We start from the raw sequence: 12,627 nt of genomic DNA, 5'->3' as shown, positions 1-12,627 counted from the left end.
GCAAGCGGCGACCGAGCTTACATGGACGTACTTGCAGCGGCCCCCGCAACCGGACCCACCCCGCCATTCTTCAGTGAACCCGCTGTTGCTCCGGCTGTTGCTGTCGCTCTGGCCTCTGCGGGTGCAGGGCACCGCCCTGCCGAACTAAACTACCTGCCGTTGTCCCAGCAGGATTGCCCATGTTCGATACCTCGCCCCAGCTCGATTGCGCCGGCCGCATCCTGCGCCTCGACCGTGCCCGGGTCATGGGCATCGTCAACGTCACCCCGGACTCGTTCTCCGATGGCGGCGCGCACGACACCACCGAGGCCGCGGTCGCCCATGGCCTCAAGCTGGTCGAGGAGGGCGCGGACCTGCTGGACATCGGCGGCGAATCGACCCGCCCGGGCGCCGCGCCGGTCTCGATTGAACAAGAGCTGCGCCGGGTGATTCCGGTGATCGAGCAGCTGGCCGCACGCACCCGGGTGCCGATCAGCATCGACACCTTCAAGCCGGAAGTGATGCGCGCGGCGGTGGCGGCTGGCGCCGGCATGATCAATGACATCTACGGCCTGCGTCAGCAAGGGGCGCTGGACGCCGCCGCTGCAACCGGCGTGCCGGTGGTGCTGATGCACATGCAGGGCGAGCCGGGCCACATGCAGGCCGATCCGCAGTACGACGATGTGGTCGCCGAGGTCCACGGCTTCCTGGTCCAGCGCCTGTTCGCTGCCGAGATGGCGGGCATTGCGAAGAAGAACCTGCTGATCGATCTCGGTTTCGGTTTCGGCAAGACCACTGCCCACAACATGACCCTGCTGGCACGCTCCGAGCGGTTCCTGGAGCTGGGCGTGCCGATGCTGGCTGGCCTGTCGCGCAAGCGCAGCCTGGGCGAACTGACCGGTCGCGACACGCCGTCCGAGCGCGTGGCCGCCTCGTTGGCTGCGCACCTGATCGCGGTGCAGCGTGGCGCACGCATCGTGCGCGTGCATGACGTGGCCGCCACCGTCGATGCACTGAAGATCTGGCAGGCCGTCGAGGCCGTGCCAACGCCGCGCGCCGATGCCACGCCGACGATCCGCTGGCCGGACGAAGACTGATGGACATCGACCGGCGGCCACTGGCGATCGCCGTGATGGGGCCGACCGCCAGTGGCAAGACCGCCACCGCGATCGCCCTTGCGAAGCAGCTGGATGGCGAGATCGTCAGCGTCGATTCGGCGCTGGTCTATCGGCATCTGGATATCGGCTCGGCCAAGCCGGATGCGGCCGAGCGGGCGCAGGCGCCGCACCATCTTCTGGACCTGCGCGATCCGTGGCAGACCTATTCGGCGGCCGAGTTCGCCGCCGATGCCGGCCGCGTCGTGGCCGACATCGTGGCACGCGGCAAAACGCCGATCCTGGCAGGTGGCACGGGGCTGTACTTCCGGGCCCTGCTGCAGGGCCTGTCGCCGATGCCGGAGGCCGACCCGGTGATGCGCGAAGCACTCAGCACCGAGGCGGCCGAGCGGGGCTGGGCGGCACTGCACGCCGAGCTGGCCAAGGTCGACCCGGCCGCCGCCGCACGTATCCATGCCACCGACCCGCAACGCATCCAGCGGGCGCTGGAGGTCTATCGCCTCACCGGCACGCCGATCAGTGAATGGCAGCGCCGGCCGGGCGTCGCGCCGTTGCCGGTGCGCACCCTCAAGCTGATCCTCGCCCCGCGTGACCGCGCGGTACTGCACCAGCGCATCGAGGCGCGCTTCGACGCCATGCTGGCGCAGGGCTTCCTGGACGAGGTGCGGGCATTGCGTGCAATGCCGGAAATGACCGCCGTGGCGGCGCCGCTGGACCTGCCCGCGGTGCGCGCGGTTGGCTATCGCCAGGCCTGGGAATACCTGGACGGGGAGGGCGATGCTGCCCGTTTCCGGGACAAGGCCATCTTCGCCACCCGGCAGCTGGCCAAGCGCCAGCTGACCTGGCTGCGCGGCGAGCTTGATGCGCGCTGGTTCGACCCCCATGTCGATGGGGAGCGCCTGGCCGGCGCGGTGTCGACCTTCGTCGCACGCTGAACCCCCGCCAGCCGTGTAACATCATCGGTCGGCGGGCGGCTCGGGGGCCGTGGCAACCGTCGGCAACCCAATAAGAACAATAATCAGGAGTGTGCAATGTCCAAGGGGCAATCGCTGCAGGATCCTTTCTTGAACGCACTTCGGCGCGAGCGCGTGCCGGTTTCGGTGTACCTGGTCAACGGCATCAAGCTGCAGGGCACGATCGAGTCGTTCGACCAGTTCGTGGTCCTGCTGCGCAACACGGTCAGTCAGATGGTCTACAAGCACGCCATTTCCACGGTCGTTCCGGCACGTAACGTGAAGGTCGGTCCGGGCGGTGGTTACGTGCAGTCCGGTGAAGGTGGTCAGGCAGGTGATGAAGCAGACGAGTAAGACCGGAGCGGTGAATGTTTGACCGCTCGAAAAAGGGCGAACACGCCCTGTTGATCCAGCCCCATTTCGGCAAGCTGGAAGACGATGTGCTGGAAGAATTCGGTGATCTGGCCCGCTCGGCTGGGGCCAGCATCGCCGCGACGATCACTGCGCGCCTGGACCGACCGAATCCGTCGACCCTGATCGGCAGCGGCAAGCTGGACGAGATCAAGGCTGCGGCCGACGCCAGCGGTGCCGACCTGATCCTGGTCAACCATGCGTTGAGCCCGGGCCAGGAGCGCAACCTGGAACGGTTCCTGGAGCGCCGGGTGATCGACCGTACCGGCCTGATCCTGGATATCTTCGCCCAGCGTGCGCACAGCCACGAGGGCAAGCTGCAGGTCGAGCTGGCGCAGCTGCGGCATCTGGCCACGCGGCTGGTGCGCGGCTGGACCCACCTGGAGCGCCAGCGCGGTGGTTCAATTGGCCTGCGCGGCCCGGGTGAAACCCAGCTGGAAACCGACCGCCGCCTGCTGCAGAAGCGGGTCGAGCAGTTGCAGAAGCGCCTGGAAAAGGTGGAAGTGCAGCGCACCCAGATGCGTCGTGCGCGTGTGCGCAGCGAGCTGCCCCGTGTGGCACTGGTGGGCTACACCAACGCCGGCAAGTCGACCCTGTTCAACGCCATGACCGGCGCCGAGGCCTATGCCGCCGACCAGCTGTTCGCCACGCTGGATCCGACCGTGCGCCGCATCGCGGTGCCGGGCGGCAACGTGGTGCTGGCCGATACCGTCGGTTTCGTCCGCGATCTGCCGCATGACCTGGTCGCTGCGTTCCGCTCGACCCTGTCCGAGGCGCGCGAGGCCGATTTCCTGCTGCACGTGGTCGATGCTGCCGACCCGCACCGCGAGGAGCGCATCGCCCAGGTGGACGAAGTGCTGACCGCAGTCGGTGCCGGCGATCTGCCGCAGCTGCTGGTGTTCAACAAGATCGACCGCATTGACGGCGCCGACGTGCGCCACGACGGCCAGGACGGTATCCCGGACGAATCGCGTCGCGAGCGGGTGTGGATTTCCGCGCGTGACGGTCAGGGCTTGGAGCTGTTGCAGGCGGTGCTGGGCAAGCGCCTGGGCCTGCAGCATGTCACCGGCGAACTGCGTCTTCCCCCGGATGCAGGCCGCCTGCGCGCGCGCCTGCACCAGCTGGAGGTGATCCGCAGCGAGCAGGCCGATGAGGATGGTTGGCTGCTGCAGGTCGACCTGCCGATCGCCGAAGCCGAAAAGCTGGCCGCCAGTGCCGATGGCGCCCCGATCCGCGCGCTGCTGCCGGAAAAACTGCCGGAGTGGTGAGGTAGCGACCGGTGCCCGGTAGTGCCGGCCGCTGGCCGGCAACGCAACCGTGCCGGAGGGGCGCGACATCCGCCTGTCATCTGCGGTACAACGTGTTCTTCACCCCACCGTCATGCCGATGTCCATCCCCACCGACGCCGATCTCAATGCCCAGTCCGCCGCGCTCGGACAGCGCCTGCAGCAGGCCTCGCTGCAGCTGGTGACCGCCGAAAGCTGCAGTGGTGGCTGGATCGCCAAGTGCATGACCGACATTGCCGGCTCGTCGGCGTTCTTCGACTGCGGCATGGTGGTCTACAGCTACGAAGCCAAGCAGCGCCTGCTCGGCGTGCGCGCGCAGACCCTGGAGCAGTTCGGTGCGGTCAGCCGCGAAACCGTGCTGGAAATGGTCTCCGGCGCGCTGGTCAATTCCGGTGCCGGCATCGCCGTGGCGGTGACCGGCATTGCCGGCCCCGGTGGCGGGAGCCCGGACAAGCCGGTCGGCAGTGTCTGGATTGGCTGGAAGCGCCGTGGCGGCTATGCCCGCGCCGAGCTGTTCCAGTTCGACGGCGACCGCGAAGCCATCCGCCGGCAAACCGTGGCGGCGGCATTGCGCGGTATCGACGCCCAGCTGTGACATGCTGCTCCGGTAATCGTCCGGAGCACGCATGATGTGGGAGACGCTGGGTACTGTCCGTGACCTGGGCCGACTGCAGGAAATCGCCGTCGTCCTGATCCGCTATGGCTTCGGCGACGTGGTGCGGCGCATCGGCTTGGCCACCACGCTGGAGCGGGCAGGGCGCCTGCTGCACTGGAACGAGGACCGCCAGGAACTGCTGCGGATGACCGCGCCGGTGCGTGTGCGCAGCGCTATGCAGGATCTGGGTCCCACTTTCGTCAAGCTCGGGCAGGTGCTGGCGACGCGCGTTGACCTGCTGCCGCCGGAATGGATCGCTGAACTGTCCGAACTGCAGAACGCGGTGCCGGCGCTGCCGTACGCGGATATCCGCGAGCAGCTCGAAGCCGACCTTGGCGCCTCGCCGACGGAGGTGTTCGCCTTCCTCGATGAAACCCCGATGGCCGCCGCCTCGCTGGCGCAGGCCCATCGCGCCCGGCTACACGATGGCCGTGAGGTGGTGCTGAAAATCCGGCGGCCCGGCATCCGCGATGTGGTCGAGGCCGATCTGCGGCTGCTGGCCCGCCTGGCCGAGATTGTCGAGGCGCGGCTGCCGGACCTGCGCCGCTATCGTCCGGCCGAGGTCGTGCAGCAGTTCACCGTGTCGCTGCGACGCGAACTGGATTTCGCCGCCGAATGCCGTAACGCCGAACGCATCGCGCGCAACTTCAGCGGTCGTGACGACATCCTGATCCCCAGCGTGCACTGGCAGTGGACCTGCGAAAGCCTGAACGTGCAGGACTTCGTCGACGGCATTCCCGGCCGTAACCTTGCCGGTGTCGATGCGGCCGGGCTGGACCGGCGCGAACTGGCCCGGCGCGGCGCCGGCATCGTGTTGAAGATGGTGTTGGAGGACGGGAGCTTCCACGCGGATCCACACCCGGGCAACATCATCTACCTGCGCGACGGCCGCATCGGCGTGATCGATTTCGGCATGGTCGGCGCGCTGTCCGAGGTGCGCCGCTTCCAGGTCGCGCAGCTGCTGCACGGGCTGGTCGAGCAGGACCCGCAGGGCGTGGCCGACGTGTTGCTGGACTGGGCCGGTGGCGTGGAAGTGGACGAGAACCGGCTGCAGCACGACATCAGCCAGTTCGTCGACCAGTACCGCGGCGTGCCGCTGAAGGACCTGCGTATCGGCCTGATGCTGGGCGATATCACCCAGCTGCTGCGCAGCTACAGTCTGACGTTGCCGGCCGATCTGGCGCTGATGATCAAGGCCTTCCTGACCCTGGAAGGAATGGGCCGCCAGCTCGACCCGGATTTCGACATGGCCAGTGCCGCGCGCCCGTTCCTGGAGCGGGTAGTGCTGCAGCGCTATGCGCCCAGGGCGCTGCTCAAGCGTGGCCGCCGCAGCCTGCTGGGGCTGGTCGACTTCGCCGGTGAGCTGCCGCGCGACCTGCGCAAGCTGGTGCAGGCGGCGCGCCGCGGACGACTGCAGCTGAAGGTCGAAACCACCGCGCTGCAGGGCTTCGGCGAACAGGTGAACCGTGCGGCAAACCGGCTGGTGGTAGGCGTGATCACGGCTGCCCTGATCATCGGCTCGTCGATCGTGATGCACAGCGTCGGCGGGGTTTCCAGCCGCTGGCTGCTGGCGCTGGGCGTGTGCGGCTTCATCGGCGCCGGCTTCTGTGGTGTGTGGATCCTGTTCTCCATATGGAGGAGCGGCAAGCACACATAGTGTGCTTGCCGCAGCGGTTCCCCATCGGAACCGTGGAATCGCTGCGCGACTCCTGTAGGGCCGACCGCTGGTCGGCTGCTCTTGCTTTTGCCTTTGCCGCCCGGCCATTGGCCCAACTGCCGAGCATGGCTCGGCACTACAGATCCCCATAACCTGTTTGTCGTACCCGGCACTTGCAGTTGTGTGCGTTAGTAGTAATACTACTAACCATGGACCTGACCGACACCCAGCAGGCGATCCTGCAGTTGATCGCCGAGCGTATCGAGAGCGAAGGCGCACCGCCCTCGCAGACTGAAATCGCACGTGCGTTCGGCTTCAAGGGCGTGCGCGCGGCCCAGTACCACCTGGAAGCCCTGGAGCAGGCCGGTGCGATCCGTCGCATCCCGGGCCAGGCCCGCGGCATCCGCCTGGTGCAGGCGCCGCCGGTCGAGAAGCTGGCCGAGCCGGGCCTGCCCGACAGTGTGCTGCGCCTGCCGGTGCTGGGCCGGGTTGCGGCCGGCCTCCCGATCGGCGCCGACATCGGCTCGGACGATTTCGTGGTGCTGGACCGGGTGTTCTTCTCGCCAGCGCCGGACTACCTGCTGAAGGTGCAGGGCGATTCGATGATCGACGAGGGCATCTTCGACGGTGACCTGATCGGTGTGCACCGCACCCGCGACGCCCATTCCGGGCAGATCGTGGTGGCCCGCATCGATGACGAGATCACCGTCAAGCTGCTGAAGATCGCCAAGGACCGCATCCGCCTGCTGCCGCGCAATCCCGATTACAAGCCGATCGAGGTGCTGCCGGACCAGGATTTCGCGATCGAGGGCCTCTATTGCGGCCTGCTGCGGCCCAACCGTTGACCCGTTCCATAGCGCATTACCCCGCGGTCTTTTGTGGCGATTCTCTGGTTCCACTGAGGTTGGTACGGATGTCCGATAATTCTTTTCAGAGCGCCGGGCAGAATCTCAGCCTGTGCGATACGTCCGACTTAAAGTGAACCCATGGCAAAGAAGACCCCCAAAGACAGCACCCCCAACGACATGACCTCTGCAAGGACCAATACGATGGACGAGAACAAGAAGCGCGCCTTGGCTGCTGCTCTGGGCCAGATCGAGAAGCAGTTCGGCAAGGGCTCGGTGATGCGCATGGGTGACCGCGTGGTCGAGCCCGTCGAAGCCATCCCGACCGGTTCGCTGATGCTCGACATCGCACTGGGCATTGGCGGTCTGCCGAAGGGCCGTGTCGTTGAGATCTACGGGCCGGAATCCTCGGGCAAGACCACCCTGACCCTGCAGGCCATCGCCGAGTGCCAGAAGATGGGCGGTACCGCAGCTTTCATCGACGCCGAGCACGCGCTGGACCCGATCTATGCCGCCAAGCTGGGCGTGAACGTGGACGACCTGCTGCTGTCGCAGCCGGATACCGGTGAGCAGGCGCTGGAAATCGCCGACATGCTGGTCCGTTCGGGCTCGGTCGACATCCTGGTGGTCGACTCGGTCGCCGCACTGACCCCGAAGGCCGAAATCGAAGGCGAGATGGGTGACCAGCTGCCGGGTCTGCAGGCCCGCCTGATGAGCCAGGCGCTGCGCAAGTTGACCGGCAACATCAAGCGCTCCAACACCCTGGTGATCTTCATCAACCAGCTGCGCATGAAGATCGGCGTGATGATGCCGGGCCAGAGCCCGGAAACCACCACGGGCGGCAACGCGCTGAAGTTCTATGCCTCGGTCCGCCTGGACATCCGCCGTATCGGCGCGATCAAGAAGGGTGACGAGATCATCGGCAACCAGACCAAGATCAAGGTGGTCAAGAACAAGCTGGCGCCTCCGTTCAAGCAGGTCATCACTGAGATCCTGTACGGCGAAGGCATCAGCCGCGAGGGCGAACTGATCGACATGGGCGTGGATGCCAAGCTGGTCGAAAAGGCCGGCGCCTGGTACAGCTACGGTGAAGAACGCATCGGCCAGGGCAAGGACAACGCCCGCGGCTACCTGCGCGACAACCCGACCGTCGCTGCAAAGCTCGAGGCAGAACTGCGCGAGAAGTTCCAGCCGGCCGAAGCGGCCCGCGAGGATGGTGACGACGAAGGCGACGACGAGTAAGGCTTGCTGTGGGGCAGGGCGGCGCCGTCAGTGACGTCGCCCTGTCCCGCAGGTTCGAATCGCCCATGGATGGGCTGGGTGCCACGGATGGCGCCACCCTTGGAGTACCCATGTCCGACGCCGAAGACATTCCGACCGGCCGCAAGCGCCGACCGCGTGAGCAGACTCCCGTGCAGCGGGCGCTGGGCCTTCTGGTCCGCCGCGAACACTCGCGCAAGGAACTCACCCGCAAGCTGACCGCCCGTGGCATTGAAGACGAAGCCGCGCAGGCCGCTGTCGCCAAGCTGACCGAGGCCGGCTGGCAGGACGACACCCGCTTCGCTGAGAACCTGGTGCGGATGCGCGCCAACACCGGCTATGGGCCGATCCATGTCCGCGCCGAGCTTGGCACCCACGGCCTGGACAGTGCCGCGATTGCCGCAGCGATGGACAGCTACGAAGGCGACTGGCAGGAAAATGCTCGCGATCTGGTCCGCAGGCGCTTTGGCGAGGCCGGCCCGCAGGACCTGGCGCAGCGGCGCAAGGCCGCCGATCTGCTGGCCCGACGGGGCTTCGACGGCGACAGCATCCGCCGCGCGACCCGCTACGACCCGGATGACTGAGACTGGCGGCGCCGGGCCTGATACCCTTTAGGTTTTCGGCGGTCCCTCGCGACCCTGGCCAACGCGGCCGGTGGTCCGGGTCCGCCGGCCCGCAGACTGCCAGCCCCCAATGAACGCATCCGCCAAATTCACGACTTCCCAGATCCGCAGCGATTTCCTTGAATTCTTCAAGGGCAAAGGCCACACCATCGTGCCGTCGGCGCCGCTGGTGCCGGGCAACGATCCGACCCTGCTGTTCACCAACTCCGGCATGGTGCAGTTCAAGGACGTGTTCCTCGGCGCGGAAAAGCGCAGCTACGTGCGCGCGGCCGATGTCCAGCGCTGCCTGCGCGCGGGCGGCAAGCACAACGATCTCGACCAGGTTGGCTACACCGCACGCCACCACACCTTCTTCGAGATGCTGGGCAACTGGTCGTTCGGCGATTACTTCAAGAAGGACGCGATCGCCTGGGCCTGGGAGCTGCTGACCCAGGTCTGGAAGCTGCCGGCCGAGCGCCTGCTGGTTACCGTGTACCAGACCGACGACGAAGCCTACGAACTGTGGCGTGACATGGTCGGTGTGCCGGAAGAGCGCATTGTGCGCATCGGCGACAACAAGGGCGCACCGTTCGCCTCGGACAACTTCTGGCAGATGGCCGACACCGGTCCGTGCGGCCCGTGCACCGAGATCTTCTATGACCACGGCGACCACATCGCCGGTGGCCCCCCGGGTTCGCCGGATGAAGACGGCGACCGCTTCATCGAAATCTGGAACCTGGTGTTCATGCAGTTCGACCGCCAGCCCGACGGCACCCTGGTGCCGCTGCCGGCGCCGTGCGTGGATACCGGCATGGGCCTGGAGCGACTGGCGGCGATCCTGCAGCACGTTCACACCAACTACGAGATCGACCTGTTCCAGGCGCTGATCCGCAAGGCCGCCGAGCTGACCGGCACCGCCGACCTGGAAAACAAGTCGCTGCGCGTGATCGCCGATCACATCCGCGCCTGTTCGTTCCTGATCGTCGATGGCGTGCTGCCGTCCAACGAAGGCCGTGGCTACGTGCTGCGCCGTATCATCCGCCGCGCCCTGCGCCACGGCTGGATGCTGGGCGTGCGGCAGCCGTTCTTCAGCAAGCTGGTGCCGACCCTGGTCGAGCAGATGGGCGAGGCCTATCCGGAACTGCCGGCGGCGGTGGACACCGTCACCCGTGCGCTGCAGGCCGAAGAAGAGCGTTTCGCCGAAACCCTCGATGCCGGCATGAAGATCTTCGAGGACGTGGCGGGCAAGGCCAGCAACGGCGTGATCCCGGGCGTTGACGCCTTCCGCCTTTACGACACCTACGGTTTCCCGCTCGACCTGACCCAGGACATCGCCCGCGAGCGCGACCTGACCGTCGACATCGCCGGCTTCGACGCCGCAATGGAGCAGCAGCGCGAGACCGCACGCGCAGCCGGCAAGTTCGGCGGCGGCGTGACCCTGCCGGCCGAGCTGGTGGCAACGCTCAGCCCGACCCTGTTCCTGGGCTATGACCGCCTGCAGGCCGACGGCCTGAGCGTGCTGGCCCTGCTCAAGGACGGCCGTCCGGTGCAGTCGGCCGATGCCGGTGATTCGGTCATCGTGATCACCAACCAGACCCCGTTCTACGCCGAATCCGGCGGCCAGGTCGGTGACACGGGCGTGCTTGCCGGCAACGGCGTGCGCCTGGTGGTGGAAGACACCCAGAAGTTCGCTGGCCAGTTCCATGGCCACGTCGGCACCCTGTCCGACGGCGGCCTGAAAGTGGGCGATGTGCTGTCCGGCCAGGTCGATGGCGAGCGCCGCGGCGCCACCATCCTCAACCACTCGGCAACGCACCTGCTGCATGCCGCCCTGCGCGAAGTGCTGGGCACCCACGTGCAGCAGAAGGGCTCGCTGGTCGCGCCGGACCGCCTGCGTTTCGACTTCTCGCACTTCCAGCCGATCAGCGCGGAAGAACTGGCGCTGATCGAGCGCAAGGTCAACCAGCAGGTACGCGCAAACAACGCGGCCGAAGTCCACAACATGGGCATGCAGGAAGCGCTGGACTTCGGCGCGATGGCCCTGTTCGGCGAGAAGTACGGCGAGCACGTGCGCGTGCTGAAGATGGGTGACTACTCCACTGAGCTGTGCGGTGGTACCCACGTCAACCGTACCGGCGACATCGGCCTGTTCAAGATCACCTCCGAGGGCGGTGTCTCGGCCGGCGTGCGCCGTATCGAGGCGGTCACCGGCCAGGGCGCCCTGGATTACGTGGACGCCGAGGAGGCCCGCCTGGCCGAAGCCGCTGAACTGCTCGGCGGCAGCGCCGCCGACGTGGTCGAGAAGATCCGTGCCCTCGGCCAGCGCCAGAAGCAGCTGGAGCGCGAACTGGAGGCCGTGAAGGCCAAGGTCGCCGCCGGCGCCACGGCCGACCTGTCCGGCCAGGCCGTCGAGGTTGCCGGCGTGAAGGTGCTGGCCGCCCGCCTGGAGGGCTTCGACGCCAAGGCCCTGCGTGACGCCATGGACCGCCTCAAGCAGCAGCTGGGCGACGCGGTGATCGTGCTGGCCGGCGCCCAGGACGGCAAGGCCGCCCTGGTTGCGGGTGTGAACGGCAGCGCAATGGGCAAGGTCAAGGCCGGGGAACTGTTGTCCCATATCGCCAGTCAGATCGGGGGCAAGGGCGGCGGACGCCCGGACCTCGCCCAGGGTGGTGGCGAGGACGGGCCCGCCCTTGCCACCGCGCTGGCTGCGGTCGTCGAATGGGTCAGCCCCCGCCTGTGATGAACCTGGCCTTCCCCCTCCTTGTAGGAGCGGGACGGCTGACGGTACCATTGCGAATCTTTTCCCTTTGTCGTGGTAGCGCTTCTTGACGGAGCGTCAAGCCGGTGGGGGATACCCTTCCACACGGTTCCATGGAGACTTACAAAAATGTTGATCCTGACTCGCCGCGTCGGCGAAACCCTGATGATCGGTGACTCGGTGAGCGTCACCGTGCTTGGCGTCAAGGGTAACCAGGTGCGTATCGGCATCACCGCGCCGAAGGACGTCGCTGTGCATCGCGAAGAGATCTATCAGCGCATCCAGCGTGGTGATGAAGCCGGTGGCACCGGTAGCGAAAATTCTGCCGAATAACGCTTTACCTTCGCACTCGATTAACGTTATGATTCACGCCCCGCTGAGGTGCAACGCACCAGATGCGGAGAAAACCCCGGAGTGATGCCCGAGTGGCCGAAGGGGCTCCCCTGCTAAGGGAGTATAGGGTCAAAAGCTCTATCGAGGGTTCGAATCCCTCTCACTCCGCCAGATATAAAGAAGCGCCTGCAGATCCTCGATCTGCAGGCGTTTTTCTTTGTTCAACGCGGTAACACACGGCCGCGCCGCACGGGCGTTGTGCAGGCCTAGTGGGTGGTGCCAGCCGCGTCCTGCCCGACTTCGGGCGAGGAATAGAGCCTGGGCTCCGGCACCGCATGACCCGGATGAGCGGGCGGCGCAATGCCGCTTGGCGTTTCGCGCCAGAGAATTGCCAGTGTGCAGTCATTGGCACGTTGCCTGCACATTCTTTCCGCTTTGCGTTGTGCGGCGTCCGCCGTCTTTTCCCCAAGTGCAAAGCCCATGGCGACGGTGCCGGTAGCGATCGCCGAATATCCCACCGCGGTAGTCGTGGCAGTCTGCGCGCAGTTGCGGGACCGAACGGCGCAGTGCTGCAGTGCGCGCTGCATCGCAGCCGACAGCGTGCTGTGGTTCATGGCGTAGCCGTAGCGGCCATCGTCGTCGTAGACGATGGCGGAGGCCGCGTTGGCGCCGGATGACAGGCACAGCAACAGGCCAAGTGACAGGGGGCGCATCCAGTTCATTCCCATCTCCATTTTCTGCTGATGGTGGATCAGACCGGGTTTGAAGCGCAA

Annotated in this window: 12 protein-coding genes and 1 tRNA gene; 12 read left to right on the top strand and 1 reads right to left on the bottom strand. The window is 66.6% G+C overall.

Annotated elements, in window-relative coordinates; genetic code table 11:
* Positions 1 to 179 precede the first annotated feature (179 nt).
* The 12 genes from folP (at position 180) to ACTXG9_RS03565 (ending at position 12,025) form a co-directional block, all read left to right on the top strand.
* Positions 180 to 1,076 (top strand): dihydropteroate synthase, encoded by an 897-nt coding sequence (gene folP, locus ACTXG9_RS03620; protein ID WP_111104591.1) that lies wholly within the window; start codon positions 180 to 182, stop codon positions 1,074 to 1,076.
* Positions 1,076 to 2,029, top strand: a complete 954-nt coding sequence (gene miaA / locus ACTXG9_RS03615) for a tRNA (adenosine(37)-N6)-dimethylallyltransferase MiaA (protein ID WP_021202262.1) — start codon at positions 1,076 to 1,078, stop codon at positions 2,027 to 2,029. Before folP ends, miaA begins: the two co-directional genes overlap by 1 nt.
* A gap of 96 nt (positions 2,030 to 2,125) precedes the next feature.
* Positions 2,126 to 2,401, top strand: a complete 276-nt coding sequence (gene hfq / locus ACTXG9_RS03610; protein WP_004152891.1) for an RNA chaperone Hfq — start codon at positions 2,126 to 2,128, stop codon at positions 2,399 to 2,401.
* A 14-nt stretch (positions 2,402 to 2,415) separates the two neighbouring features.
* The gene (gene hflX, locus ACTXG9_RS03605) at positions 2,416 to 3,726 is read left to right on the top strand and encodes a ribosome rescue GTPase HflX (protein WP_005412934.1); all 1,311 of its coding nucleotides are present in this window, start codon (positions 2,416 to 2,418) and stop codon (positions 3,724 to 3,726) included.
* Positions 3,727 to 3,844: 118 nt separating this feature from the next.
* Complete coding sequence (locus ACTXG9_RS03600; protein WP_005409020.1) at positions 3,845 to 4,339, top strand: CinA family protein; 495 nt, start codon at positions 3,845 to 3,847, stop codon at positions 4,337 to 4,339.
* 34 nt (positions 4,340 to 4,373) lie between these two features.
* Entirely contained in the window at positions 4,374 to 6,056 is a 1,683-nt protein-coding gene (gene ubiB, locus ACTXG9_RS03595) for a 2-polyprenylphenol 6-hydroxylase (RefSeq protein ID WP_026346905.1), read from the top strand.
* A gap of 209 nt (positions 6,057 to 6,265) precedes the next feature.
* Positions 6,266 to 6,901 carry a transcriptional repressor LexA gene (gene lexA, locus ACTXG9_RS03590; RefSeq protein ID WP_005412936.1) on the top strand — a complete coding sequence of 212 codons (636 nt, stop codon included), beginning with the start codon at positions 6,266 to 6,268 and terminating at the stop codon, positions 6,899 to 6,901.
* A gap of 204 nt (positions 6,902 to 7,105) precedes the next feature.
* On the top strand, positions 7,106 to 8,143 hold the full coding sequence (gene recA / locus ACTXG9_RS03585) for a recombinase RecA (RefSeq protein WP_026346904.1): 1,038 nt from the start codon (positions 7,106 to 7,108) through the stop codon (positions 8,141 to 8,143).
* A 110-nt stretch (positions 8,144 to 8,253) separates the two neighbouring features.
* Complete coding sequence (gene recX / locus ACTXG9_RS03580; RefSeq protein ID WP_021202260.1) at positions 8,254 to 8,745, top strand: recombination regulator RecX; 492 nt, start codon at positions 8,254 to 8,256, stop codon at positions 8,743 to 8,745.
* A gap of 109 nt (positions 8,746 to 8,854) precedes the next feature.
* On the top strand, positions 8,855 to 11,503 hold the full coding sequence (gene alaS, locus ACTXG9_RS03575) for an alanine--tRNA ligase (protein WP_111104585.1): 2,649 nt from the start codon (positions 8,855 to 8,857) through the stop codon (positions 11,501 to 11,503).
* Between the two features lie 147 nt (positions 11,504 to 11,650).
* The gene (csrA, locus tag ACTXG9_RS03570; RefSeq protein WP_004152909.1) at positions 11,651 to 11,854 is read left to right on the top strand and encodes a carbon storage regulator CsrA; all 204 of its coding nucleotides are present in this window, start codon (positions 11,651 to 11,653) and stop codon (positions 11,852 to 11,854) included.
* A gap of 78 nt (positions 11,855 to 11,932) precedes the next feature.
* Positions 11,933 to 12,025: transfer RNA gene (locus tag ACTXG9_RS03565), tRNA-Ser, on the top strand.
* 95 nt (positions 12,026 to 12,120) lie between these two features.
* On the opposite strand, the gene ACTXG9_RS03560 is transcribed toward ACTXG9_RS03565, so the two are convergent.
* Positions 12,121 to 12,576 carry a DUF4189 domain-containing protein gene (locus tag ACTXG9_RS03560; RefSeq protein ID WP_032953406.1) on the bottom strand — a complete coding sequence of 152 codons (456 nt, stop codon included), beginning with the start codon at positions 12,574 to 12,576 and terminating at the stop codon, positions 12,121 to 12,123.
* Positions 12,577 to 12,627 lie beyond the last annotated feature (51 nt).

This window comes from Stenotrophomonas maltophilia group sp. LNF247 (assembly GCF_054083135.1).
The sequence above is the reverse complement of the archived record's forward strand: the minus strand, read 5'-3'. Positions and strand labels throughout refer to the sequence as shown.